Source organism: Amycolatopsis thailandensis (assembly GCF_042723255.1).
GTDB lineage: Bacteria > Actinomycetota > Actinomycetes > Mycobacteriales > Pseudonocardiaceae > Amycolatopsis > Amycolatopsis thailandensis.
This window is the reverse complement of the sequence record NZ_JBHXJK010000034.1, coordinates 23,688-46,708: the sequence shown is the minus strand read 5'-3', so window position 1 is coordinate 46,708 and position 23,021 is coordinate 23,688. Positions and strand designations below refer to the sequence as shown.

The 23,021-nt window shown below is 68.7% G+C and carries 24 protein-coding genes; 8 read left to right on the top strand and 16 right to left on the bottom strand.

Annotated features, from left to right (window positions below; translation table 11 throughout):
- Positions 1 to 80: 80 nt before the first annotated feature.
- From ACFWMR_RS16140 to ACFWMR_RS16125, 4 genes are read right to left on the bottom strand one after another with little or no spacing between them, the layout of a single operon-like run.
- Positions 81 to 350, bottom strand: a complete 270-nt coding sequence (locus ACFWMR_RS16140) for a hypothetical protein (protein WP_378378914.1) — start codon at positions 348 to 350, stop codon at positions 81 to 83.
- On the bottom strand, positions 347 to 688 hold the full coding sequence (locus ACFWMR_RS16135) for an ArsR/SmtB family transcription factor (RefSeq protein WP_093937784.1): 342 nt from the start codon (positions 686 to 688) through the stop codon (positions 347 to 349). The genes ACFWMR_RS16140 and ACFWMR_RS16135 overlap by 4 nt, the downstream gene beginning before the upstream one ends.
- Before the next feature lie 28 nt (positions 689 to 716).
- The gene (locus ACFWMR_RS16130) at positions 717 to 1,472 is read right to left on the bottom strand and encodes a GNAT family N-acetyltransferase (protein WP_093937785.1); all 756 of its coding nucleotides are present in this window, start codon (positions 1,470 to 1,472) and stop codon (positions 717 to 719) included.
- Positions 1,473 to 1,526: 54 nt separating this feature from the next.
- Positions 1,527 to 2,261, bottom strand: coding sequence for a DUF2786 domain-containing protein (locus ACFWMR_RS16125; protein WP_378378913.1), 735 nt, complete (start codon positions 2,259 to 2,261; stop codon positions 1,527 to 1,529).
- 93 nt (positions 2,262 to 2,354) lie between these two features.
- On the opposite strand from ACFWMR_RS16125, the gene ACFWMR_RS16120 reads away from it, so the two are divergent.
- The gene (locus ACFWMR_RS16120; RefSeq protein ID WP_378378912.1) at positions 2,355 to 3,818 is read left to right on the top strand and encodes a phytoene desaturase family protein; all 1,464 of its coding nucleotides are present in this window, start codon (positions 2,355 to 2,357) and stop codon (positions 3,816 to 3,818) included.
- Here the strand turns inward: ACFWMR_RS16120 and ACFWMR_RS16115 are convergent.
- The 5 genes from ACFWMR_RS16115 to ACFWMR_RS16095 all read right to left on the bottom strand — a co-directional run bounded on the left by ACFWMR_RS16115 (position 3,782) and on the right by ACFWMR_RS16095 (position 8,773).
- Entirely contained in the window at positions 3,782 to 4,447 is a 666-nt protein-coding gene (locus ACFWMR_RS16115; RefSeq protein WP_093937787.1) for a response regulator, read from the bottom strand. The genes ACFWMR_RS16120 and ACFWMR_RS16115 overlap by 37 nt on opposite strands.
- The gene (locus ACFWMR_RS16110; protein ID WP_378378911.1) at positions 4,444 to 5,616 is read right to left on the bottom strand and encodes a sensor histidine kinase; all 1,173 of its coding nucleotides are present in this window, start codon (positions 5,614 to 5,616) and stop codon (positions 4,444 to 4,446) included. Before ACFWMR_RS16110 ends, ACFWMR_RS16115 begins: the two co-directional genes overlap by 4 nt.
- A gap of 247 nt (positions 5,617 to 5,863) precedes the next feature.
- Positions 5,864 to 6,421 (bottom strand): TetR/AcrR family transcriptional regulator, encoded by a 558-nt coding sequence (locus ACFWMR_RS16105; RefSeq protein WP_093937789.1) that lies wholly within the window; start codon positions 6,419 to 6,421, stop codon positions 5,864 to 5,866.
- Positions 6,400 to 7,200: an SGNH/GDSL hydrolase family protein gene (locus ACFWMR_RS16100; protein ID WP_378378910.1), complete on the bottom strand. Its 801-nt coding sequence runs from the start codon at positions 7,198 to 7,200 to the stop codon at positions 6,400 to 6,402. The genes ACFWMR_RS16105 and ACFWMR_RS16100 overlap by 22 nt, the downstream gene beginning before the upstream one ends.
- A gap of 91 nt (positions 7,201 to 7,291) precedes the next feature.
- On the bottom strand, positions 7,292 to 8,773 hold the full coding sequence (locus tag ACFWMR_RS16095; protein ID WP_378378909.1) for a GAF domain-containing protein: 1,482 nt from the start codon (positions 8,771 to 8,773) through the stop codon (positions 7,292 to 7,294).
- Between the two features lie 105 nt (positions 8,774 to 8,878).
- Here ACFWMR_RS16095 and exaC point away from each other — a divergent pair, with 105 nt between their 5' ends.
- Together exaC and ACFWMR_RS16085 are read left to right on the top strand one after the other, a co-directional pair.
- Positions 8,879 to 10,402 carry an acetaldehyde dehydrogenase ExaC gene (gene exaC, locus ACFWMR_RS16090; RefSeq protein ID WP_378274189.1) on the top strand — a complete coding sequence of 508 codons (1,524 nt, stop codon included), beginning with the start codon at positions 8,879 to 8,881 and terminating at the stop codon, positions 10,400 to 10,402.
- Positions 10,402 to 10,785, top strand: coding sequence for a DUF779 domain-containing protein (locus ACFWMR_RS16085; RefSeq protein WP_378378908.1), 384 nt, complete (start codon positions 10,402 to 10,404; stop codon positions 10,783 to 10,785). Before exaC ends, ACFWMR_RS16085 begins: the two co-directional genes overlap by 1 nt.
- On the opposite strand, the gene ACFWMR_RS16080 is transcribed toward ACFWMR_RS16085, so the two are convergent.
- Positions 10,739 to 11,311: a TIGR03086 family metal-binding protein gene (locus ACFWMR_RS16080; RefSeq protein ID WP_378378907.1), complete on the bottom strand. Its 573-nt coding sequence runs from the start codon at positions 11,309 to 11,311 to the stop codon at positions 10,739 to 10,741. The two genes, ACFWMR_RS16085 and ACFWMR_RS16080, sit on opposite strands and share 47 nt — an antisense overlap.
- Positions 11,312 to 11,351: 40 nt before the next feature.
- Here ACFWMR_RS16080 and ACFWMR_RS16075 point away from each other — a divergent pair, with 40 nt between their 5' ends.
- Positions 11,352 to 12,047, top strand: a complete 696-nt coding sequence (locus tag ACFWMR_RS16075) for an MOSC domain-containing protein (protein ID WP_093937795.1) — start codon at positions 11,352 to 11,354, stop codon at positions 12,045 to 12,047.
- Entirely contained in the window at positions 12,037 to 12,648 is a 612-nt protein-coding gene (locus ACFWMR_RS16070; protein ID WP_093937796.1) for a TetR/AcrR family transcriptional regulator, read from the top strand. The genes ACFWMR_RS16075 and ACFWMR_RS16070 overlap by 11 nt, the downstream gene beginning before the upstream one ends.
- On the opposite strand, the gene ACFWMR_RS16065 is transcribed toward ACFWMR_RS16070, so the two are convergent.
- A complete protein-coding gene (locus tag ACFWMR_RS16065; protein ID WP_378378906.1) occupies positions 12,630 to 14,210 on the bottom strand; it encodes a beta-N-acetylhexosaminidase in 1,581 nt (526 codons plus the stop codon). The two genes, ACFWMR_RS16070 and ACFWMR_RS16065, sit on opposite strands and share 19 nt — an antisense overlap.
- Positions 14,211 to 14,319: 109 nt before the next feature.
- Positions 14,320 to 16,227 carry a propionyl-CoA synthetase gene (locus tag ACFWMR_RS16060; protein ID WP_378378929.1) on the bottom strand — a complete coding sequence of 636 codons (1,908 nt, stop codon included), beginning with the start codon at positions 16,225 to 16,227 and terminating at the stop codon, positions 14,320 to 14,322.
- 135 nt (positions 16,228 to 16,362) lie between these two features.
- Here ACFWMR_RS16060 and ACFWMR_RS16055 point away from each other — a divergent pair, with 135 nt between their 5' ends.
- Positions 16,363 to 18,141 carry a serine/threonine-protein kinase gene (locus ACFWMR_RS16055; RefSeq protein WP_378378905.1) on the top strand — a complete coding sequence of 593 codons (1,779 nt, stop codon included), beginning with the start codon at positions 16,363 to 16,365 and terminating at the stop codon, positions 18,139 to 18,141.
- Between the two features lie 80 nt (positions 18,142 to 18,221).
- Here ACFWMR_RS16055 and ACFWMR_RS16050 read toward each other — a convergent pair whose 3' ends face one another.
- Positions 18,222 to 18,590, bottom strand: a complete 369-nt coding sequence (locus tag ACFWMR_RS16050) for a hypothetical protein (RefSeq protein ID WP_244199933.1) — start codon at positions 18,588 to 18,590, stop codon at positions 18,222 to 18,224.
- Between ACFWMR_RS16050 and ACFWMR_RS16045 the strand changes: the two genes are divergently transcribed.
- Positions 18,574 to 18,825 carry a hypothetical protein gene (locus ACFWMR_RS16045; RefSeq protein WP_378378904.1) on the top strand — a complete coding sequence of 84 codons (252 nt, stop codon included), beginning with the start codon at positions 18,574 to 18,576 and terminating at the stop codon, positions 18,823 to 18,825. The genes ACFWMR_RS16050 and ACFWMR_RS16045 overlap by 17 nt on opposite strands.
- A gap of 37 nt (positions 18,826 to 18,862) precedes the next feature.
- Here ACFWMR_RS16045 and ACFWMR_RS16040 read toward each other — a convergent pair whose 3' ends face one another.
- Both ACFWMR_RS16040 and ACFWMR_RS16035 read right to left on the bottom strand, forming a co-directional pair.
- Positions 18,863 to 19,906: a hypothetical protein gene (locus ACFWMR_RS16040; protein ID WP_378378903.1), complete on the bottom strand. Its 1,044-nt coding sequence runs from the start codon at positions 19,904 to 19,906 to the stop codon at positions 18,863 to 18,865.
- 70 nt (positions 19,907 to 19,976) lie between these two features.
- Complete coding sequence (locus ACFWMR_RS16035) at positions 19,977 to 21,548, bottom strand: dolichyl-phosphate-mannose--protein mannosyltransferase (RefSeq protein WP_378378902.1); 1,572 nt, start codon at positions 21,546 to 21,548, stop codon at positions 19,977 to 19,979.
- Between the two features lie 68 nt (positions 21,549 to 21,616).
- On the opposite strand from ACFWMR_RS16035, the gene rsmI reads away from it, so the two are divergent.
- Positions 21,617 to 22,453, top strand: a complete 837-nt coding sequence (rsmI, locus tag ACFWMR_RS16030; RefSeq protein ID WP_093937803.1) for a 16S rRNA (cytidine(1402)-2'-O)-methyltransferase — start codon at positions 21,617 to 21,619, stop codon at positions 22,451 to 22,453.
- Here rsmI and ACFWMR_RS16025 read toward each other — a convergent pair.
- Positions 22,450 to 23,004 (bottom strand): QsdR family transcriptional regulator, encoded by a 555-nt coding sequence (locus ACFWMR_RS16025; RefSeq protein WP_378378901.1) that lies wholly within the window; start codon positions 23,002 to 23,004, stop codon positions 22,450 to 22,452. The two genes, rsmI and ACFWMR_RS16025, sit on opposite strands and share 4 nt — an antisense overlap.
- Positions 23,005 to 23,021 lie beyond the last annotated feature (17 nt).

The window sequence follows — 23,021 nt, the reverse complement described above, 5'->3', positions numbered from 1 at the left end:
GCCTCGGGCGAGGTTTTTGCTTCTTCTTTCCTGGGCCGTCGAGTTGCCGCTCGGCGGCCCAGGGTCTTTTCACCGGGTGGTCAGTCGACCTCCTTGAGGATCCGCTCGACCGAGCCCACGCTCTTCTGGAGATCGGCGAGGCGGCCGTTGAGTTCGGTGAGTTTGCGTTCGGTCTCTTCCTGCGCCTGGACGGCTTTTTCGGCGAGCCTGCGGTATTCCTGTTCCCGCGCGAGCGCGCCCTTGGCCCGGATGGTCGCGCCGAACTGCCACACGACCACCGTGATCACCACGGTGAGGAACACGAAGATGCCGATCAGTCCGGCGACTTCCTGCCATTGATGCCACTTCACGGTCGTTCCCCCTCATCGCCCGCCGACGGCGTGGTCAGTGTCGGTGCCGCGGCGGCGATGGCGTCCGGGCTCAGTTCGATCAGGAACGGTTTCACCTCGTAGAACTTCATCGCTTTCCCGTCCTCCGACAGCTCCAGGGTGGCCGACACGAGCCCGGCCGCCTCCAGTTTGCGCAGGTGGAGCTGCAACAGCGCCCGGCTGATGCCGAGCTCTCGCGCCAGCTGACTCACGTACGCGCGCTCCTCGCGGAGCGCCGCGACGATCCGCAGCCGATGCGGATTCGCCAATGCCCCCAGCAGCCGCAGCAGCTCGTCGCCGGACGGTCCGGTGGCGCTCATGGCAGGCTCCCGCACATGCCAAAGAAATCTAGCAGGTGCTGGCTCGATCTACCAGGTGCTCCATCCAGGCGTTCGGTTCCGTGTAGACGCCGACGTCCAGCGCCGAGGAGGCGAGCACCGGCGCGATCCCGCCGGGAACGGCCGTGAGGCCGTCCTGGAGTTCGACGCCGGTCCACGCCTTCCACTGGGCGAACGTGCCCGTGACCGTCATCGCGAACGGCGCCACTTTCACGAACCGGGCACCGAGCCGCTCGTGCGTGCGCAGCCACGGATCCTCGGGCAGTCCGTCCGGGCGACGGCGCGCGACGTAGTCCTCAAAGGACAGTCCAGGTTCGTTCTCCTTCCCGGCCGGGCGGACCGGCACGACGAGGTTGCGCATCCCTGTTTCCGAGGCGCGCTTTTTCAACGCTTCCAACGCTTTTGTGGCCAGGCCGCCACCGCGGCGGCCTGGCGCGACCATCACTTCGAGGGCGATCAGCGTATTCGTCTCACGGGCGCTCATCAGATCTTCGGCGGCCCAGATCAGGGCGGCGTCCCAGCCGTGGTCCGGCAGTTCCGGGCGTTCGGCCGTCGGGAATCCGACCGGGACGGCGGCCACTCTCGCCACCGGGACGCCGTCTTCCAGCAGCACGAGGAAGTATTCCGGCCAGCGGGCGGCCAGGTGGGACGACTTCGCCAGCAGGCCCGCCAGGCCGTGCTGGAGGAATTCGCCGCCGACACCGCCGAGGCCGAGCGCGGGCTCACGCAGCTCAGGCCGGGTGGCCAGGTCTTCGATCACGATCATGTCCTCAGTAGACCCGAGGACACGCGATTCTCACGAGGTGGTTTTCACGATGGTCTAGCGAACCGGCAGCGCGCGGCGCCTTCCGGTGAGACCGGTGGTGTTGAGGTTGGCTCGCTCACCGGCCGAATGTCCGTCGAGATAGCCGCTTCCGGACAGCCGCCTCGGCGGTGCCGAGCGCAAGTCGCCGTATTGCTCATCGTACGCCTGTTTGACCATCGCCGTCCGGTCCTGGATCACCAGTTCGGCGGAGCGATGACCCGCCGCCGTGGTGTGGGTGCGGGCAGCGGTGTCTTCGCTGTTGCGGAGCCTTTCGTAGACGGCGCCGGAGAATCCGTGCAGCCAGGTGCGCCGGTACGCGGCCAGCGATTCGCCCACGAACACCCGGTTCTCCGGGCGGACCCTGGTCAGCTGGGTGGTCGCTTGCAGCAGCAGGCTGGTGTACAGCAGTTCCGTGCGCTCCAGATCGGACCGGAAGCCGAACACGGTCACCGCGGTGACCGACTGGCCGAGCCGGTGCAGCAGGGCCCGGCAGCGCAGCGGATGCGCGATGTTCGTGAGCAGTCCCGCCTTGTCCCGGCTGTACGGGTTTTCGAGCGGGATCATGACCTGGGTGATCTCGTCGGCGGTCGCCCCGGAGGCGGCCAGCAGCGCCTGGTCGATGCCGTACCTGGCGATCAGTTCGGCGGCCTTGGTGTTGTACGACTCGGCTTCGGCCTCGGTGACCGCCGGGTCCTCCGCCTTCGCGAGGAGTTTCCGGACGCGCGCGAGCAGCGTGTCATGGTCGGGCATGGCCCTCCTTCCTGATTGGGTTGGAGCGGGTCAATCTAGGAGAGAGGTCCGACAATATTCGGACGGGAAGTTCGGATCCGGCAAGGGGGCGGTATGGCGGTCGACGTTTCGGTGGTCGGTTCCGGGCCGAACGGCCTCGCGGCGGCGGTGCTGCTGGTCAGGGCGGGCCTGTCGGTCGAAGTGCACGAGGCGGCGGACGAGATCGGCGGTGGGACGCGCACGGCCCCGCTGTTCGACGACGACGTCCGGCACGACATCTGCGCGACCGGGCATCCGCTGGCCGCGGCGTCTCCCTTCTTCCGCTGGTTCGATCTCGCCGGGCACGGAGTCGACCTCCTGCGGCCGGAGATCGCGTACGCGCACCCGATCGACGGTAGCCGCGCCGGACTCGCCTATGAAGATCTCGACCGGACCTGTGATGCCCTTGGTACGGACGGTCCCCGGTGGCGCCGCCTGCTGGGACCGCTGGCCGCGAACAGCCGCGAGCTGGCCGATCTCCTGCTCGGCGACCTCCGTCATCCGCCACGGGACCCGCGCGCCGCCGCGCTTCTCCCCGCCCGGACGGCGCTGCTCGCTTCCGGGCTGGAACGCCGTCTGTTCACCGGTCCGGAAGCGCCCGCGCTCCTTTCCGGTGTCTCCGCGCACGTGATGAGCCGTCAACCTTCGCTCGCCGCGGCCGGCGCGACCCTTCTGCTCGGCCACCTCGCGCATTCGACCGGCTGGCCGATCGCCCGCGGCGGCAGTCAGAGCATCACCGAGGCGCTCGCCGCCGATCTCCGCGCGCACGGCGGGCGGATCCACACCGGTAGCCGGATCACGGATCTGCGGTGCTTGGCGGGTTCGCGAACGGTGGTCCTCGATCTCGCGCCGCGCGGTTTCCTCGACATCGCGCGAGATCTGATGCCGCCGCGATATCGGAAGGCGCTGGAGTCCTATCGCTACGGGCCCGGCGTGGCGAAGGTGGATTTCCTGGTGTCCGAACCGGTTCCGTGGGCGGTCCCGGAGGTCGGCAAGGCGGGCACCGTCCATCTCGGAGGCACGCGGGACGAGGTGTACGCCGCGGAGAACGCCGTCGTGCGCGGGGAGGCTCCGGAAGACCGTTTCGTGCTCGTGTCCGATCCGATGGTGCTCGACCCCTCCCGCGGGCTGCCGGGCAAACGGCCGGTGTGGGCGTACTGCCATGTGCCGCACGGGGATCCGCGAGACGTCACCGAGCTCGTCCGGCGGAGGATCGAACGGTTCGCGCCCGGGTTCTCCGACACGATCCTGGCGAGCCGCTGCCTCACCGCGCCGGAGCTGGAGGCCTACAACGCGAACTATCCCGGAGGGGACGTCGCCGCCGGCGCGGTCGATCTGCGCCAGGTGCTCGGAAGGCCTGTCACGCGCTGGAATCCGCATCGCACCCCGCTCGGCGGTGTCTTCCTGTGCTCGGCCGCGACGGCGCCGGGACCCGGTGTGCACGGAATGGGCGGCTGGCATGCCGCGAAATCCGTGCTTGGGAAAGACTTCGAACGCGCTATTCAAGAATTTCGGGGCCGTACGAGCCCTGTTTCGTAGGCGACCACCACTGCCTGGGCCCGGCTGGAAATACCGAGTTTCGTCATCAACCGGTTCAGATGCGTCTTCACGGTGGCCTCGCTGACCAGCAGGCTCCGCGCGATGTCGGAATTCGGCACGCCGGTGCCGACGTAGCGCAGCACCTCGAGTTCGCGTTCGGTCAGTCCGGTGAGGGCGGGCGGGGCCGCCGGTTTCTCCGGCGGGCCCTGGGTGAAGGCCTCGACCAGCCGCCGGGTGATGGTCGGCCCGAACAGCATGTCGCCGCGCGCGACGGCGTGGATCCCGGCGATCAGCGTCTCCGGCGGGCAGTCCTTGAGCAGGAAGCCCGCCGCTCCCGCGCGCAACGCGGTGTAGACGTATTCGTCGAGGTCGAACACCGTCAGCATGAGCACGTTCGGCTTCTCCGGACCGGCCTGCGCGAGGATCCGCTCGGTCGCCTTGACCCCGTCGAGCCCGGGCAGCCGGATGTCCATCAAGATCACGTCGGGACGCAGGTCGAGGGCTTTCTCGACGGCTTCGAGCCCGTTTCGCGCTTCGCCCGCGACGTGCACGTCGGGAACGGCGTCGAGCAGAGCGACGAAGCCCGCCCGTACGAGATCCTGGTCGTCGACCACCAGCACACTGGTCACCGGGCTCGCTCCTGCGGAAGATAGGGAAGGGTCAGTTCGATCGCGAAACCACCGGATCCTGCCGGTCCCATTTCGATCGAACCACCGTACATTCTCGCCCGTTCGCGCATTCCGATGAGGCCTTGTCCGGCCGGATCGGACGGTGGTGTGTCTTCGGGAGCGGAATTGCGGACGCTCAGCACGAGCGCCGCCTCACCGTATTCGAGGACGAGCTCCACACTCGCCTTGTCCGCGTGTTTCAGTACGTTCGTAAGCGCTTCCTGCGCGATTCGGTAGGTGCACAGTTGCTGTCCCGGCGGAAGCCGTCGCGGTTCGCCGACGGTCCGCGCCTTCACCGTGAGGCCGGCTTCACGCACGCGGGCGACCAGCGCGGGCAAATCGGCGAGACCGGGCTGAGGGCGGTACTCGTATGTTTCACGTTGCGGTGGGCGCAACACCCCGAGCAGACGCCGCAGTTCGTCGAGCGCTTCCGTCGTGGTGCCGGTGATCGTGTCCAGCGCGGTGCGCGCGGTGCCGGGGGAGGACTCGAAGACGTATCGCGCGAGGTTCGCCTGCACCGCGATCACCGAGATGTGGTGGGAAACGACGTCGTGCAGTTCGTGCGCGATGCGGATGCGCTCCTCGACGACGGCCTGTTCCGCTTCGAGCCGGATCTCGCGCTCCGCGCGGACGGCGCGTTCCACCAGCCGGTCCGCGCGCAGGAAACCGAGCCGTCCGACGATGATCGTGCCCACGCACTGCGCGATCAGGCGTGTCGTGTCGGCCACGAACGACGGCACTTCCCCGAGGACGAGCCCTGCCTCGAACAGCACGACCCACGCGATGGTCGGTGCCACGGCCTTCGCGGGCGGATAGCGCGCCCACACCGTGTACGCCGCGATGAAGGCCGAGGGCTCGCCCAAGGTGGCCCGGTAACCCAAGGCGGTGTACACGGTCATGATCGAGACCGACGTGAGCAGGACCGCGATCGGATAGCGGCGGCGCACCAGCAGCGGGAGCGCGACGAGCACCGCGAGGGCGACGCCTTCGGCCTCGACCGGATCGCCGAACGCGCCGCCGCGGGGTGCCGCGCCCAGTGCCAGGAGAGTGGCCGAGGCCGCCGTGATCAGAAAATCGATGAGCGCCGGCCGTGCACGGAGGAGCTGAAAGGGCTGAGCGAGGGACGGCACTTCCGAAAGTTACCGCCGGAGCGTCGGACCGCCCAATTCCTGCAACTTTCGCGGTATTCGCCCGGCGATATACCGCGAAGGTTTACCTCGCCTTCCGACTCGCGGTGATTCCGCTCGATGATCCGTCCGGATAACGTCGGGGCAGGATGGATATTCCATTCCCCAACTCGGCGAAGAGGTCGCCCTCCTCCGGGTAAGAGGGCCTTCGGGAGGGGATATCCGGAGCGGGTCGCCTCTTCGCCGAGCCTCAGCTCAGATAAGCGTCCAGCGTGACGGCCAGCGCGCTTTCCGGTGACGGCGCGAAGCTCGCACCAGCCAATCCGCCCCAGAGCCACAGCTGGGCGAGACCGTGCAGCGACGCCCACAGTGAGGACGCGAGCAGCCGCGGGTCGGTCGCGGGATGCCAGTCCCCGTCCTGGAGCGCGCCTACGAGCGAGGCGAAGAAGTCGAAGACCGCGCTGCTCACCCGCGTGAGTTCGGTGTCGTCCGGATCGATGAGATCGCGGCGGAACATCAGCTCGAACATCGCCGGATTGGTCAGCGCGAAGTCGAGATAGCCGTGGCAGGCCGCGATGAGCCGCTCGCGCGGCGTCCCGTCCGGCAGGCCGGTGCCGCGATCGAGCAGTTCGGTGTAGCCGCGGGTGGCGACCGCCGAGAGCAGGGCCGCGCGCCCGGAGAAATGCCGCAGCGGCGCGCCGTGCGAGACGCCGGCCGCCTTGGCGATCCCGCGCAGCGTCACCGCGCCGACGCCCTCTTCGGCCAGCAGGTTCGCCGCGGTGTCGATCAGGCGGGTTCGGGCGCCCACGACCGGGTCTCCTCGAGGACGGGCAGCAGGTCGGGGCGCTTCGGCAGGAAGCCGTCGCCCGGCTGGCGGCCGCTGAGCCGGTTGCGGAACCGGCTGGCCGCGACCGGGAGGACCTCCCGGGTCAGCCAGCGCAGGTCCGCGCGCAAGCCGGGGCGTCCCGCCGAACCGGGGAGCGGGGCGAGCCAGGCCGGGTCGTGGGTGACGCCGAGCTTGCCGAGCACGTGCCCGGCCAGGCGCCGGTGCCCTTGTTCGGACAGGTGCAGCCGATCCGGGCCGAAGTAGCGGGAATCGTGCGCGGCGTCGTCCGGCCAGAGGTCGACGAGCGTCGCGCCGTAGCTGACGGACGCTTCGCGGACGGCGTCGTTCAGCTCGACGATGCGCGGGCGCATGCGGTGACCCATCGGCATGCGGTGGGAGATGTCGCTGAGGGTGAAGGTGACGACGTCCGGCGCGATCTCGGTGCAGGCGCGGATGGTGGCGTCGACGCGGCGGGCGACCGTACGCGCGTCCCAGCCGCGGCTCATCACGTCGTTGCCGCCGCCGAACAGCGCGATCAGATCCGGCCGCAGTCCGCTCGCCGCCGGGGTCTGCTCGGCGTGGATCTGGTCGAGCCTGCGCCCGCGGACCGCGAGATTGGCGTAACGGAAACCCGGCTCTTCCTCGGCGAGGCGTGCCGCGACGAAGTCGGCCCAGCCGCGGTAGAAGCCGCCCGACGGATGCGGATCGGCCAGCCCTTCGGCGCAGCTGTCGCCGAGCGCGACGAAACGTTGGTAGCCCATCCAGATCTCCGTAACCGCGAGTTCACCTTGTAGACACTGTCTATCAAACTCACGTAGACGCTGTCTACTTCGGGGGAGCGGGGGACCTTTGCTATCGCCCGAGCCGGGCGCGGTGGGTGAACGCGACAGCACGCCGCGGGTCTCCGTCCGGGAGCACCCGGCACAGCGCGTCGATGATCTCCAAGTCGTCCGCGCCGCAAGGGGTCTCCCAGTACGACCACAGCGCCGCCGCGTCCCCGCTGCCGAGCGCGACCCGCCGGACCGACGCGGTGACCGACTCGCGCTCCTCGCGGATGGCAGGCGACTCCGATTCGGCCAGCAGCGGCCCGCGGAACGCGTTCGCGGCACCGGCGACGTCGCCCCGTTTGAGCGCCGCGCGGACCCGCAGGAAGTCGGCGTCCACCTCGGCGGAGAGCCGGTACGGCCGGGTCCGCACGATGTCCGACCCGAGCTGCGTGCGCAGCCGGTGGATCTCCGCGCGCACCGTCACCGGGTTGCCGCTCTCGCCGTAGAGCAGCAAAGCCAGCCGTTCCGCCGAGAGACCACCGGGGTACAGGGCGAGCAGCGTGAGGATTTCCGCGTGCCGCAGCGTGAACGGCACCTCGCGACCGTCCACAGTGGTCGACGGCGGACCGTCGGTGAGGAACTCCAGCGCGAGCCGCGGCCGCCTCGACGGCCCCCGGTTCCGCAGGCGCAGCAGATAGCCTTCGGACAACGGCTCGACCGTCCCGAGTCGTCCGTCGGGCAGGGTGACCGCGCCGCCGCCGGGCCGGACGTCCACGGTGGCGGGAAGATCGCCGCAGGATTCGGCCGCCAGCACGCGCCCCTTCGCCGAAAGCAAGGCGCCGGGGGTGCCGCGCAACGCTTCCAGATGAGACATGTTGGCGATCCGCAACCGCTCGTCGAGCAGCGCGAGCCGGGCCCGCAGCTGGCCTTCGGCGAGCTGGGCGGCCGCCGTGACGAGCGCGAGCATCGCCGGATGGACCGTCCGCAGCGGGCCGCTGACGTCGATCGACCCGAGCAGCGCGCCGGTCTCCGGGTCTCGCACGGGCGCCGCGGCGCAGGTCCAGCCGTGGTAGGTCCGCACGAGATGCTCGGCGGAGTAGATCTGCACCGGTTCCCCGGTGGCGAGCGTGGTGCCCATCGCGTTCGTGCCGATGACGTCCTCGCTCCAGCGCGTCCCCTCGGCGAGCATCACGCCGTCCGCGCGCCGCAGCACCCCGGCGGCGCCTTCGCGCCACAGGATGTGCCCGGCCGCGTCGGTCACGATCATCATGTGCTCGGCGTCGTCGGCGATGCTCACCAGCGTCTGCCGCAGAATCGGCAGCACCGGCGCCAGCGGATGCTCGTCCCGCAGCCCGCTCACTTCGCCCGGGTCGTAGACCAGCGGGGCGACGCCCGTGTCCGGGTCGACCCGCGCAGCGAGCGAGCGGTTCCACGACGCCGACACGATCGACCTGGGGGAACGCGGCGCGGGAACACCGGAGAGGACGGCTTCGCGGACGTCCTTCAGCAGCCGCGCGTACGCCTGAGGGTCACGCGGCGACGCTTCACCTCCGGGCAGCTCCGCCACGTTTTCGAGGATAGGTGACCGGGCTCACTACGTTGCAACGTGCGTGCAACCTCACCCGGCCTACCTTCGCCGCCATCCGCCACCCCTAGCGATGAGGCAGGAAAGATGGCCAAGTACGCGGCACCGAACACCGAAGGCAGCGTCGTCAGCTACGAGTCGCGCTACGACCACTACATCGGCGGCGAGTACGTACCGCCCGCGAGCGGCCAGTACTTCGAGAACCCGACCCCGGTGACCGGGCAGGCGTTCACCGAGATCGCCCGCGGTACCGCCGCCGACGTCGACCGCGCGCTCGACGCGGCCGAAGGCGCGGCCGCGGCCTGGGGCCGGACGTCGGTTGACGAACGGTCGAACGTGCTGCTCAGGATCGCCGACCGGATGGAACAGAACCTCGAAGCGATCGCCGTCGCCGAATCGTGGGAGAACGGCAAACCGGTCCGCGAGACCCTCGCCGCCGACATCCCACTGGCGATCGACCACTTCCGCTACTTCGCCGGCGCCCTGCGCGCCCAGGAGGGCGGCATCTCCCAGATCGACGACAACACCGTCGCGTACCACTTCCACGAGCCGCTCGGCGTCGTCGGTCAGATCATCCCGTGGAACTTCCCGCTGCTGATGGCGGTCTGGAAGCTCGCGCCCGCGCTCGCCGCGGGCAACGCGATCGTGCTCAAACCGGCCGAGCAGACCCCGGCGTCGATCCACCTGCTGCTGTCGCTCATCGGCGACCTGATCCCGCCGGGCGTGCTGAACATCGTCAACGGGTTCGGGGTCGAGGCGGGCAAGCCGCTCGCGTCGAGCAACCGCGTGCGGAAGGTCGCGTTCACCGGCGAGACCACCACCGGGCGGCTGATCCTGCAGTACGCCAGCGAGAACATCATCCCGGTCACCGTCGAACTCGGCGGCAAGAGCCCGAACATCTTCTTCGACGACGTCGCCGCGGCCAACGACGCCTTCTACGACAAGGCACAGGAGGGCTTCGCGCTCTTCGCGCTGAACCAGGGCGAGGTCTGCACCTGCCCGTCCCGGGCGCTGATCCAGTCCGGTATCTACGACCGGTTCCTCGGCGACGCCGTCGAGCGCGTCAAGAAGATCAAGCAGGGGCACCCGCTCGACACCGAGACGCAGATCGGCGCGCAGGCCTCCAACGACCAGCTGGAGAAGATCCTCTCCTACATCGACATCGGTCAGAAGGAAGGCGCGAAGGTCCTCACCGGCGGCGAGCGCAGCGACCTCGGCGGCGAACTCTCCGGCGGGTACTACGTGCAGCCGACGGTCTTCGAGGGCGACAACAAGATGCGGATCTTCCAGGAGGAGATCTTCGGCCCGGTGGTCTCGGTGGCGAAGTTCGACGACTACGCCGACGCGCTGAAGATCGCCAACGACACGCTGTACGGCCTCGGCGCCGGTGTCTGGTCGCGCGACGGCAACACCGCCTACCGGGCGGGCCGCGACATCCAGGCGGGCCGGGTGTGGGTCAACAACTACCACGCGTACCCGGCGCACGCGGCCTTCGGCGGGTACAAGGCCTCCGGGATCGGGCGCGAGAACCACAAGATGATGCTGGATCACTACCAGCAGACCAAGAACATGCTGGTGTCCTATTCGGACAGTGCGCTCGGGTTCTTCTGATGACCGAGCGGGTCGGCCTGACACCGGCCGCCGCGGATCTCCTGCGGCGATTGGTGTCGCTGCACGGGCCGGTGATGTTCCACCAGTCCGGTGGATGCTGTGACGGAAGCGCGCCGATGTGTTACCCGGCGGGCGAATTCCGCACCGGGGTGTCCGACGTCCGTCTCGGCGACCTGGTCGTCGAGGGGATCGAGGACGTCCCGGTGTGGATGTCCGGGCCGCAGTTCGAGTACTGGAAGCACACGCACCTGACCATCGACGTCGTCCCGGGGCGGGGAAGCGGATTCTCCTTGGAGGCGCCCGAAGGAGTCCGCTTCCTGGTCCGCTCCCGGTTGTTCAGCGACGAGGAATCGGCGGAGCTGAACGGCCCAGCAACGCGATGAGCCGGTCGCCGGGCGCGGCGTCCGGCGGTGTCTCGACAGCGTGGTCGAAGGCGCCACCGGGCCCGCGCACCGGCATCGCGTCGGGGTAGCGGCTCGCCACGCGGAACGCGGCCGTCGCGAGTTCGTCGTCCCAGACGTGCTCGCGGCCGAGGGCGGCGTCGAGGTCCCAGCCGTGGGTGAGGTTGTCGACGAACAGCACGGCCAAGGCGTTCTTCCCGGGAAGCGGGCCGAAGGTCCCGAAGTCGAAGGTCTTCTCCAGGGCCTGGGCGTCGAAGGCCGCGAGGAACTCGGCGGAACTCTCGGCGTAGGACTGGGCGAGGTCGGCGTCCTTCGTCGGCCGGGTCCGCCTGGGACGGCCGGACGCCTGCGCGGCGCGGTGCTCGTTGTTGTCGATCAGGTGTTTCACGATGTCCCGGACGGCCCACTCGGCGCAGGGGGTCGAGCGGTCCCAGTCGTCCGTGCCGATCCCGGCGATCGTCTCGCCCGTCGCCTGATGTGCCCTTGTCGTCAACGCGAGGAAGTCCATGCCGGGAATATATACGAACGGTCGTGCTATTTTCTAGGGTGTGAGCACACTCGAAGTGAACGAGGTCTTCGTCGGCCGTCCGACCGTGCTGGGGACGAAGCGCGACGTCGCGGTGTACAGCGCGATCTCGAAGTCGCGGGTCGGCGCGCCCTTCCTGGAGCTCGGCGAAATCAACCTGGCCGGGGACGATCAGGCGGACCGCACCGTCCACGGCGGGGTCGACAAAGCGGTTTACGTCTATCCGGCCGCGCACTACGCGGCCTGGTCGGAGCAGGGGTTCGAAGCGGCCGCCGGCGACTTCGGGGAGAACCTGTCGGTCGGCGGCACGGACGAGTTCGAGGTACGGGTCGGCGACGTCTGGACCTGGGGAGACGCACTGGTCCAGGTCTCGCAGCCGCGGACGCCGTGTTTCAAGCTCGCGATGAAGACCGGCCGCAAGGACGTCATCCCGGCGATGATCGATTCCGGCCGCAGCGGCTGGTACCTGCGGGTGCTCAGGGCCGGTCGGGTCCCGACGTCGGGGCGGATGACGCTCGAAGAACGCGATCCGGCGAATCCGACGATCGCCGAGGTGTACGTCGCGTCGTTCACCAACGTCGCTCGACTGGACGAAGACCGCCGGGCCGCGTACTGGGCGCTGCTGGACCGGGTGCTCGCGACGCCGACGCTTTCCCGGCAGTACCGTGACGGCCTGGAATCGGCGAAACGGCGGAAAGAGGAACGGAATGCCGGTTGACGGCCGGGTGGCCCGCGGCGACGCGACGAGGCGGATCGTGCTCCGGCGCGCCGTCGACATCGCGTCGGTCGAAGGGCTCGACGGGTTGTCGCTCGGCAGGCTCGCCACCGAATTGGAACTGAGCAAATCCGGGGTGTTCGCCCTGTTCGGTTCCAAGGAGGAACTGCAGCTCGCGACGGTCGAGACGGCGAGCGCGATCTTCGCGGAGAACGTCGTCGAGCCGACGCTGAAGGTCGAGCCGGGAATCGCCCGGCTGCGCGCGCTGTGCGCGAACTGGCTGGACTATTCGGAACGCCGGGTGTTCCCCGGCGGCTGTTTCTTCTTCAACACCGGTGCCGAATTCGACGCGCGGACCGGCCGGGTCCACGACGCGGTCGCGAAGGTGAGCCGGGCTTTCGCCCAGTTCATCCGCTCCACCGCCGTCGAAGCGCGGAAGCTGGGACACCTCCGCGCGTCCGTCGACGTGGAGCGGCTGGCCTTCGAACTGCACGCCCTCGGCCGGGCCGCGAACGCCGATTCGGTGATGTTCGGCGGCACGGAGCCCTACGCGCTGGCCCGTGCCGCCATCACCGAACGTCTCGACTACTGCCAGTCGACCTGAGTGGACCGGTAGAAGCCGATGCCCTGCTGAACCCATCGCGGGCTCTGCTTCGCCAGCCGGAGCCGGTAGGCGTCCCAGGTCCGGGAATCCTTCGGCGACCAGCCGATCTCGGCGTAACCCGGCAGCCTCGGGAACGCCATGAACTCGATGTGCTCACTGGTCACGAGCGTTTCCGACCACAGCGGCGCCTCGACGCCGATGACGTTCTGTTCCGTCACGCCCTGCAAGTACGTGGCCGGATCCCAGTCGTAGCCGGTCTTGACCTCGATCAGCCCGGCCCAGCTCAGGCCGAGCGGGGTCTGCGGGTGGTACTTCATGTCCATGTAGGCCTTGTTGGCGGGCGACATGAGGATCTTGTTGCCCCGGGCGGCGGCCGCGGCGACGTTCGCGTCCGTACCGGTCGTGCCCCAGAACTGCGGGACGGCCGAAACCGGCGGATTGGTCTTGGCGATGTCGTGCCAGCCGGTGATCTGCTTGCCGTACTTCGCGACGATCGGCTGCACCTTCTTGGCGAAGGTCTGGTAATCCTCCGGAGTGGTCGCGTGTGCCTCGTCGCCGCCGATGTTGAGGTACTTGCCGGGGGTGAGCGCCGCCAGTTCGCGGAGGACGTCGTCGACGAAGGTGTAGGTGATGTCCTTGTTGATGCAAAGCGAGCTGTAGCCGACCTCGATGTCCGTGCGAGCCGGGATCGGCTTGCCGTCGCAGTTCAGTTCGGCGTAGGAGTGCTGGGCCGCGTTGGTGTGTCCCGGCATGTCGATCTCGGGGACGACCGTGATGTGCCGCGAAGCCGCGTAGGCGACGAGATCCTTGTACTGCTCTTGCGTGTAGTACCCGCCGGGGCCGCCGCCGACGGCGGTCAGCCCGCCAACGGTCGCCAGCTTCGGCCAGCTCTTGATCTCGATCCGCCAGCCCTGGTCGTCGCTCAGGTGCAGGTGGAGGGTGTTGATCTTGTACTGCGCGATCTGGTCGATGTAGAGCTTGACCTGCGCCGGCGTGAAAAAGTGCCGGGCGACGTCGAGCATCGCGCTGCGGTAGCCGAAGCGCGGGTAGTCGAGCACGGTTCCGCCCGAGACCACCCACGAACGCTTCTGGACGGTGGTCGCCTCGATCGCCGACGGGAGCAGCTGGCGCAGCGTCTGGACGCCGGAGAACAGGCCCTTGTCGGTCTTGGCCCGCAAGCTCACGCCGGAGGACGACACCTTGAGCTGGTAGCCCTCGGTGCCGACGCGGTCGCTCGCGTGGCCGGTTTCGAGCGAGATGGCGGGACCGCCGCCGCGGTGGCCGGTGACGACGGGCAGCCGGTAGCCGGTGGCGGGCCGGAGCAGCCCGGCCAGGTATTCGCCGACTTGTCTGCCGTCGCGGTCGGTGCGGATGACGGTCGCGGGGTTGAGCCGGAAGTTCGCGCGGGGGTCGGCTTTGGCTTCGACAGGCGCGGGGATGACGTCGGTGACGGTCCGTTCGGCCTTGGTGTGCTGAGCCGCGCTCGCCGTCGCGGGCAGGCCGAACGTCACGAGACTCAAGACGGCCACGCCGAGCACGGTTGTGGACAGGCGTTTACTCATGGAGCACCTCCGGTCGGGGAACTGGAGACTCTCTGCTCATAGAGGTATAGACCAATAGGGCAAAGGGGACAACACCCGATCGGACCAGTGACACGTACCGGTCATTGGTTCACCCGCCACGCAGAACCGCTTTCAGGGCATCGAGAACACTCGCGTCTTCGATCGTCGACGGCACCGGCTCGTCGCGACCGTCGGCGATGCCGCGCATGGTCTTGCGCAGGATCTTCCCGGACCGCGTCTTCGGCAGCGCGTCCACAATGGACACGTCACGGAACGCGGCGACCGGCCCGATGTCGCGCCGCACCAGGGCGACCAATTCGGCCTTGAGCGTTTCCGCGTCGGCGTCGACGCCCGATTTCAGCACCACGAAACCACGCGGGAGCTGCCCCTTGAGCTGGTCCCGGACGCCGATCACCGCGCATTCGGCGACGGCGGCGTGGGAGGCAAGGACCGCTTCCATCGAACCGGTCGAAAGCCGGTGGCCCGCGACGTTGATGACGTCGTCGGTGCGGCCCATGACGAACAGGTAGCCGTCTTCGTCGACGTATCCGGAGTCACCCGTCAGGTAGTGGCCGTCGTACCGCGAAAGATACGCCTCGCGATACCGCTCGTCGTCCTGCCACAGCGTCGGCAACGATCCCGGCGGAAGCGGCAGCTTGATCGCGATGGCGCCCTCCCGGCCGGCGGGGAGCGGGTCGCCCGCCTGGTCCAGGATCCGCACGTCCCAGCCCGGGACCGGTTTCGTGGTGGACCCGGGTTTGACCGGCATCGGCTCCAGGCCGCGCGGATTCGCCGCGATCGGCCAGCCGGTCTCGGTCTGCCACCAGTGGTCGATCACCGGGACGCCGAGCTTCTCGTGCGCCCAGTGATAGGTCTCCGGATCGAGTCGCTCACCCGCCATGAACAACGTCTGAAACTCGCTGAGCTGGTATTTTTCGATTTCGGTCGCGTCCGGATCGACCTTCTTGATCGCGCGCAACGCCGTCGGGGCGGTGAACAGCGCCTTCACCCCGTGGTCGGCGATGACGCGCCAGAACGCGCCCGCGTCAGGCGTCCCGACAGGCTTGCCCTCGTACATGACACTCGTGGCTCCGATGAGGAGCGGCGCGTAGACGATGTAGGAATGGCCGACGACCCAGCCGACGTCGGAAGCCGTCCACCACACGTCACCGGGCCGGACGTCGTAGATCGCGCTCATCGACCAGGCCAGCGCGACCGCGTGCCCGCCGGTATCGCGTACGACACCCTTCGGCTTCCCCGTGGTTCCCGAGGTGTAGAGGATGTACAGCGGGTCGGTGGCGGCGACCGGGACCGGATCGGCGGGAGAGGCCATCGCGACCAGCTCGGCCCAGTCCGCGTCGCGCTCACCCAATTCGGCGAGTGAGCGTTCACGCTGCAGCACCACCACCTTGTCCGGCTGATGGACGGTGCCCGCGAGCGCCTCGTCGATGATCGGCTTGTACTCGACGACCCGCGTCGGTTCGATCCCGCACGACGCGGCCACGATGACCTTGGGTTTCGCGTCCTCGATCCGCGCCGCGAGCTCTTTCGGGGCGAACCCGCCGAAGACCACCGAGTGCACCGCGCCGAGCCGGGCGCACGCGAGCATCGCGATCGCGGCCTCGGGGACCATCGGCATGTACACGATGACGCGGTCGCCCTTCCCGACACCGAGAGCGGCGAGCGCGCCCGCGAAGCGCGCGACGTCGTCCAGCAGTTCCGCGTAGGTGAACCGGCGTACCGAATCGGTGACGGGAGAATCCCAGATCAGCGCGGTCTGCTCGCCGCGACCGTCCCGCACGTGCCTGTCGAGCGCGTTGAAAGACGTGTTCAATTCCCCGTCCGGGAACCAGCGGAAGAAGGGCGCCTTCGCCGCGTCGAGAGCCTTCGTCGGCGGCCGGGTCCAGTCGATCGCCCGGGCCGCTTCGAGCCAGAAACCTTCGGGGTCTTCAAGGCTTCGCTGGTACGTCTCGGCGTACATCGAATGCTCCTTCGCGCTCGGGTACCGGACCATCATGGACTTCCGGCCGAGCTCATGCCCGGTGGTAACAGCCGTGACAACCCGGCAACCCCGCGCGGGCATGGAGCGTCCTAAGCTGAACTAGGAAAAAACCGCCGGAAACGGCCTCGACAAGCTAGGGGAGCAGGGTCCATGGGACTAGCGAGCGCGCTGCTGTCGTTCGCGCACAGCCTGTTCGGACCGGGGATCTGGCCCGGGGACTGGGTGTGGGCGACGAGCACCGCGGGAGCGCTGGTCGCGCTGCTGCCCGCGCTGGGAGCGATGGTCGTCGCGATCGTCCGCAAGGGCACCGGCAACCGCTACGACGTGGTGACCCTGTCCGTCTTCGGCGGGATCGGCGTCGTCGCGGTCTTCCTGCTGCCGTGGTTGCTGGCCACCGGTGTTTCGCAGACCTACCAGGAAGCCGCCTCGTCGAAATCGGGCGGGCAATCCGGCTTCTCCGGCAGTGACCTGGCGGCCTTCAACACCGACTACAGCCCGCTGATCGGCAAGCAGAGCGAGTACCTCGGACGCGGCCAGAACGTGTACGAGGTCCTGTTCTATCCGAGCGGGATGCAGCTGAGTTACATCTTCTACCTGATCCTGCTGGTCGGGCTGCCCGCGCTGTCCCTGCTGTTCGTCATGCTCCAGGCGCGGACAGCGTTCCGCCGCGGCCCGAAGTGGCCTTCGCGGTTCTTCTGGATCCCGTTCGTGCTGATGGTGCTGGCGAGTGTCGGCATGGGCGCGAACACCGCCGTGCACTTCTGGCTCGGCTTCCTGCCGCTCAGCGTGCTGGGCTTGATCCCGGTCGCGCTGGTCGGCCCGCCGCCGTGGTCGGTGATCAACCGGCCGGACCCGCAGCCCAGGCAGAAGATCGAGCCGTACCGCCCGGAGCCGCCCGCCCCGAAGCCGCAGCAGCAGCTGCCGCCCCCGCCGCAGAAGCAGTACCCGGCGACCGCGCTGGCGCAGGCACCCGAACCTCCCGCGCTGGCCGCCGTGCCAGGCCCGGTCCCGGCGCCCCCGGGCTCCCGCAACTCGGGCGGCAGCCGCTACAAGCGTGTCCGGCGGCTCGGCCACGGCGGCTTCGGCACCGTCTGGGAAGCGATCGACACTCAGCTCAACCGCACGGTCGCGCTGAAGATCGCGCACGCGCCGGACCGCGACACCGAAGAGCGCATGCAGCGTGAGGCCAGGGCGCTGGCCGTGGTGAACCACCCCAACTGCGTCAAGGTGTACGACCTCGTCGAGGAGCCCGACGGGCTCGCGCTGGTCATGGAATACCTCGAAGGGCGCTCGCTGGCGGAGATCGTCGACTCGCAGGGCCCGCTCGACGACATCGCCGCCGGACGGCTCTGGTCGACCATGGCGGGCGCGCTCGCCGCGGCGCACGAGAAGGGTGTGCTGCACCGCGACCTGAAGCCGTCGAACATCATCCTCGACCGCAACGGGCTCGCCCACCTGATCGACTTCGGCATCGCCCGCAGCCAGGGCGACTCGAAGATGACCGCGACCGGGATGATGATCGGCACGCCGGACTTCGTCGCCCCCGAGCAGGCGATGGGCTCTCAGGCGAGCCCGGCGTCGGACGCGTGGCAGCTCGCGGCGACGGTCAGCTACGCGCTGTCGGGTCAGCCTCCGCGCGGCACCAGGGAGACCCCGATGGCCGCGCTGATGGCCGCCGCCCGCGCCGAACCGGTCTCGAAGCTGCCGAACCGCAGCGCGCACGCCCGGATCCTCATCGCGTCGCTCGACCAGGAGCCGCGCCGTCGCCCGACGCTCACCGCCGTGCGGCGCGACGTCGAGGGCTGGCTCGCGCGGGCGGGCAAGTCGCCGGACGGCCCGGTGACCCAGATCGTGCCGCGCCGTGGCCCGCAGCAGCCGCAACAGCAGCACCACCACCAGCAGCCGCAGCCCCAGCGTCACCCGCGCTGACCTGCGAAAAGAGAGCAAGGGACCTTTGCTGTCGTTAGTTAGTGCGCTAACGAACGCCAGCAAAGGTCCCTTGCTCTCCCTCAGTCGATGACGACCCAGGTCCCGTCGCGCCACGCCATGGTGAACGTCTTGGGCTCGGCCGCCATCATCGCGATCTGCGGCGAGATCGCGGACGGCGGGACGACGACCTTGTCCGCCCCCTTGCTCTGCACCTTCGCCGGGTCGACGCGGGTGGCCTTCAGCTTCTTGAAGTCGTCCTCCGAGAGCATCCCGAACTGCATCGGGGTGAGGCTTCGGCACTCCTTCATCCCGCCGTCGAACGCCGGCGCGGTGATCCGGCAAACGGTGTCGAGGTCCTTTTTGCCCAGCGCGTGGTGATACTCCTCCATCACGCTCGCCGCCCCGGCCGGGCTGTGCGCCGCCGCGCCGCCGGTGGACGGTTTGGTCACCTCGGAGACGGTCGCCGCGGTCGCCGAAGGACGCGAAGAAGCGCTGGGCTCCGGCGAGCTGCTGACCGGTGCTTCCGAGGTGCTCGGAACGGCCGAAGTCTGCGGCGACGCGGTGCCCGGCGTCTGCTCCTCGCAGCCCGCGATCAAGAACAACGCCGTGGCCGCGCAGGCCGCTCCGAGCGGTCGGATCGTCATGATGCCCCCTGTCGAGCTGCTGTTGACCAGGGGAGAGTAACAATCATCGTCCAAGTGTCACACTTGAATCGGGAAATTCAGTGTTCTCCGGTGATCAGGGCCAGCATCGACACCGACAAGATCAGCTGGGCGGACACGCAGGTCCGCGGCATCGCTTCCTTCTTCTTGCCGATGAAGTCGACCTGCACGACCTGGCCGTTGCCCAGCTGGACACTCAGGGCACAGGTCTCCTCGGTTTGCTCGAACCTGGCTTTCAGCGTGCCGAACTGGCCGTTCCGCACCTCCGCGCCCGCTTTCGGCGGCACGGCTTCGAGACCGCCGGTGCCGTTCGTGTACATCCCGACGGCCTTCGCGTAGGGAACTTCGTGAGTGCAGGTCGGCCCCAGTGGGCCTTCGCCCTTCTGCGCGCCTTCGCGGCCCGCGTTGACCCCGGCGTAGTTCGCGTGGGTGAACTTGACGACCTCGCAGACGTCCATGTTCTTCAGCGCCTCGGCCGACGGCTCCTGAACAGTGCTCGGCGCCGGTTGGCCTCCGGCGAGCGGAACGAACTTCTTCAGCAGGACCTCGGCGACCTTCTTCGCCAGCTCACAATGCTCGGCGCGAGTGCCCGCTTCGTCGCTGGTGACGTCATAGGCGTCGACAGCGATCGAGGCGTAGGCGCGGACGTCCATGTTCACCGAGCAGAACGTCGCCGGTTCCGGATCGAAGGCATAGGTCCGGCCCTTGATCCCGGCGATCTCCACCGGCTCCATCACCGGCGAATCCTGCGTGATCCAGCCGTACGGGTGATAGGCGTGCACCTGCGCGCCCTTGTTGTTCGGGAACACGAACTGGCAGCCGCTGAGCGAACTCTTGGTGCTTACGAGACCGAGCGGCTGGAGGTCCGGTTTGACCGACTCCATCCAGTCGCAGCCCTCTTCGCTCTGCTTCACGGGCAGGGCCAGCGGCTGGTCGAGCACCTGATCGCTGAACCCCGACCCATCAGCGGGTGGTTTGTACTGCGGGTACTTCGCATCGCTCGCACCCGGAGCGGAGCCTGCGCGGAAGGCCTTTCCGTCGACGGCGCTGGAGCACCCGGTGAGCAGAACGGCAATGGCCACGAAATACGGCCAACGAGACATGATGACCCCCAGTAGTCCTCAATTCGGACGGGAGTCTAAGTCGCTTTCCGCTGTTTCGCCGGGTCTTGGGTCACTTCCAGGACGGAAGCCACAGTTCGGCGTTCCAATGGTCGTTGGTGATCGCGTTGCCGTTGAGAATCGGCCACAACCACGCGAAGTTGGCCACGACGAGCCCCACGTAGAGGGCGACGACGACCAGGCCGGTGCCGCGCCGTTCGAATCCGCGTTTCGCGCTGCCGAGGATCTGCCCGAGGATCAGCGTCAACCCGAGAGCCAGGAACGGCGCCAACGGCGTCGCGTAGAAGTAGTACATCTGGCGGTCGAGGTTGGTGAACCAGGGCAGGTAACCGGCGAGGTAGCCGACGAGCACGGCGGCGTAGCGCCAGTCCGCCCGGAAGAACGACCGCCACGCGCTCCAGCCGAGCATCGGCAGGGCGAGCCACCACATCGCCGGCGTGCCGATCAGCATGGTCGCCCGCACGCAGGTCGACTCGCCGCAGCCGGTCGCCTCGGTGCCGCCCGCGTACGCGTAGAGCATCGGCCGCAGCCCCATCGGCCACGTCCACGGCTTCGACTCCCACGGATGCGGTTTGTCCTTGGGCGTCACCAGGTTGGCGTGGAAGTCCAGCACGTTCATCGAGTAGTTGCCCAGCGATCGCAACGCGGGCGGCATCCAGGACCAGAAGCCGGGATCGATTTCCTTGATCGCGACCAGATTGCGGTCGGTCGCGGTCTCGCTCGCGAACCAGGCCCAGTAGCAGGCCAGGTACACCAGGATCGGGATGACGACGATCGCCCACAGCGCGGGCAGCACGTCGCGGCGCAGCGTGCCGACCCAAGGCCGCTGCACCCCGGCGGCGCGGCGCGCGGCCACGTCGAAGAAGACGGTGAGCAGGCCGAACGCGGCGATGTAGTACAGCGCCGACCACTTGACGCCGAAGGTCAGCCCGATCATCAGGCCGCCGGCGAACCGCCACCACCGGAAGCCCAGCTTCGGGCCGAACCGGGACTCGTCGATCCAGCCTTCGGCCACGGCCACGGCGAGCCGTCGCCGGACCTGGTCGCGGTCGCACAGCACGCAGGCGAACGCGGCGAGCACGAACAACGCGATGAAGATGTCGAGCATGCCCATGCGTGACTGCAGGTGCAGGACGCCGTCGCTGATCACCAGGATTCCGGCGACCGCGCCGAGCAGCGTCGAACGGGTGAGCCGCCGGGCGATCCGGATGGTGAGGAACACGATCAGCGTGCCCGCCAGCGCCGGCATGATCCGCCAGCCCCAGGCGTTGTAGCCGAACAGCCACTCGCCGATCGCGATGAGATGCTTCGCCAGCGGCGGGTGAACGATCAGTTCGTAGCCGTAGTTGTCTTCGTAACCGCCGTTGCGCAGCATCTGCCACGCCTGCGGGACGTAGTGCTTCTCGTCGAAGACAGGGGTGCCCTTGTCCGTGGGCGTCCCCAGATTCTGGATCCGGACGATGCCGCCGACCAGCGTCAGCACCAGCGTGACGACCCAGCCGCGCAAGCGGTCGGTCGGCATGCCGCGGCCGAGGAGGGTGGCCTCCCGGTCGTTCGGTGGCCGGAGCGCGTCGACCGGATCCGGCCGCACGCTCTCGTTGTCCCGGGTCAGCAGTGCGGTCACGGGGCATGATCCTACGGGCGGAAGAGTGAACTCGGTGTCCGGATGTGCGAACCGGTTAACCTTCGGGAATGACCGAAGGACGCCTCGTGCTGGCAGCCACCCCGCTCGGAGACGTCCGCGACGCTTCGCCGCGCCTGTCCGAAGCCCTCGCGACAGCCGACGTGATCGCCGCCGAGGACACCCGGCGCCTGCGTTCCCTCACCGCCGCCCTCGACGTTTCGCCGGTCGGGCGCGTCGTCAGTTTCTACGAGGACGTCGAGACGGCCCGCCTGCCGAAACTCCTCGAATCGCTCCGATCCGGCGAAACGGTGGTCCTCGTGACCGACGCGGGGATGCCGAGCGTCTCGGACCCCGGATTCCGCCTGGTGGCGGCCTGTGTCGAGGCGGACGTGCCGGTGACCTGCCTCCCCGGCCCGTCCGCGGTGACCACGGCGCTGGCGCTGTCCGGGCTGCCTTGTGACCGTTTCTGTTTCGAAGGATTCGCCCCGCGCAAACCCGGTGAACGCGCGAAATGGCTCGGTTCGCTGAAGGACGAGCCCCGGACGGCCGTGTTCTTCGAATCTCCGCACCGCCTCGCGAGCACGCTCGCCGATGCCGCCGACGTCCTGGGGGCCGATCGTCGCGCCGCCGTCTGCCGCGAGCTGACCAAAACGTACGAAGAGGTCAAACGCGGGAATCTGCCGGATCTGGCGGCTTGGGCCGCGGAAGGGGTCAAGGGCGAGATCACGGTCGTCCTGGCCGGTGCGCCGCCGCGTTCGGTGAGTGTCGCGGACCTGGTTGCGGAAGTCTCGTCGCGCGTCGAGGCCGGCGAACGCCTCAAGTCGGCCGCCGCCGAAGTCGCCGAGGCCGCGGGGGTCTCGAAAAAGGAGCTTTACGACGCCGTTCTCGCGTCGCGTAAGAGCTAGGACAGCAAGGCCGCCGCGGCCGCGTGTGCCTTCGCGGCATCGGGCTCGGCGCCGGTGATGACGTCGGTGTAGATGAAGGACTCGCCGATCCGCACCAGCAGGTAGGCCAGATCCTCGACCGGCAGGGGCGGCGTGAGCCGTCCGGCCGCGACCTCTTCGTCCAGGAACACGCGCATCTTCGCGATCGCGCGGCTCTGCACCACGCTGGCCTTCGTCGTCAGGATCCGCAACGCCCGCTCGGGCTCGTTGCGCAGGAACTCCCGGAACGGTTTCGAGTCGTTCACGGTCCGGACGAAGGTGCCGACGAGTTCCGCGATCCCCTCCGCGCCGCGTCCGAGCTTGCCGGAAGCCCGCGCCTCGAAGACTTCCACGGTCATCGACCACAGGATCTCGCCGAGCAGCTGATCCCGGCCGCCGACCCAGCGGTGCAGCGTGGCCCGGCTGATCCCGAGCTCACCCGCGAGATCGCCCATGTCCACCCGGCGCCCGTCCAGGAACCAGGAGCGCGCGACCGTGAACGCGCGCAGGGCGTCCGGGCGCGGCGAAGTCAACTGACGTTCGAGTGCGG

What these genes read in the sequence shown, in the direction of transcription:
- ACFWMR_RS16135 (WP_093937784.1), bottom strand. Translation starts at nt 688, where the DNA reads ATGAGCGCCACCGGACCGTCCGGCGACGAGCTGCTGCGGCTGCTGGGG.
- ACFWMR_RS16130 (WP_093937785.1), bottom strand. Translation starts at nt 1,472, where the DNA reads ATGATCGTGATCGAAGACCTGGCCACCCGGCCTGAGCTGCGTGAGCCC.
- ACFWMR_RS16125 (WP_378378913.1), bottom strand. Translation starts at nt 2,261, where the DNA reads ATGCCCGACCATGACACGCTGCTCGCGCGCGTCCGGAAACTCCTCGCG.
- ACFWMR_RS16120 (WP_378378912.1), top strand. Translation starts at nt 2,355, where the DNA reads ATGGCGGTCGACGTTTCGGTGGTCGGTTCCGGGCCGAACGGCCTCGCG.
- ACFWMR_RS16100 (WP_378378910.1), bottom strand. Translation starts at nt 7,200, where the DNA reads ATGGGCTACCAACGTTTCGTCGCGCTCGGCGACAGCTGCGCCGAAGGG.
- exaC (WP_378274189.1), top strand. Translation starts at nt 8,879, where the DNA reads ATGGCCAAGTACGCGGCACCGAACACCGAAGGCAGCGTCGTCAGCTAC.
- ACFWMR_RS16085 (WP_378378908.1), top strand. Translation starts at nt 10,402, where the DNA reads ATGACCGAGCGGGTCGGCCTGACACCGGCCGCCGCGGATCTCCTGCGG.
- ACFWMR_RS16080 (WP_378378907.1), bottom strand. Translation starts at nt 11,311, where the DNA reads ATGGACTTCCTCGCGTTGACGACAAGGGCACATCAGGCGACGGGCGAG.
- ACFWMR_RS16070 (WP_093937796.1), top strand. Translation starts at nt 12,037, where the DNA reads ATGCCGGTTGACGGCCGGGTGGCCCGCGGCGACGCGACGAGGCGGATC.
- ACFWMR_RS16065 (WP_378378906.1), bottom strand. Translation starts at nt 14,210, where the DNA reads ATGAGTAAACGCCTGTCCACAACCGTGCTCGGCGTGGCCGTCTTGAGT.
- ACFWMR_RS16060 (WP_378378929.1), bottom strand. Translation starts at nt 16,227, where the DNA reads ATGATGGTCCGGTACCCGAGCGCGAAGGAGCATTCGATGTACGCCGAG.
- ACFWMR_RS16055 (WP_378378905.1), top strand. Translation starts at nt 16,363, where the DNA reads ATGGGACTAGCGAGCGCGCTGCTGTCGTTCGCGCACAGCCTGTTCGGA.
- ACFWMR_RS16040 (WP_378378903.1), bottom strand. Translation starts at nt 19,906, where the DNA reads ATGTCTCGTTGGCCGTATTTCGTGGCCATTGCCGTTCTGCTCACCGGG.
- rsmI (WP_093937803.1), top strand. Translation starts at nt 21,617, where the DNA reads ATGACCGAAGGACGCCTCGTGCTGGCAGCCACCCCGCTCGGAGACGTC.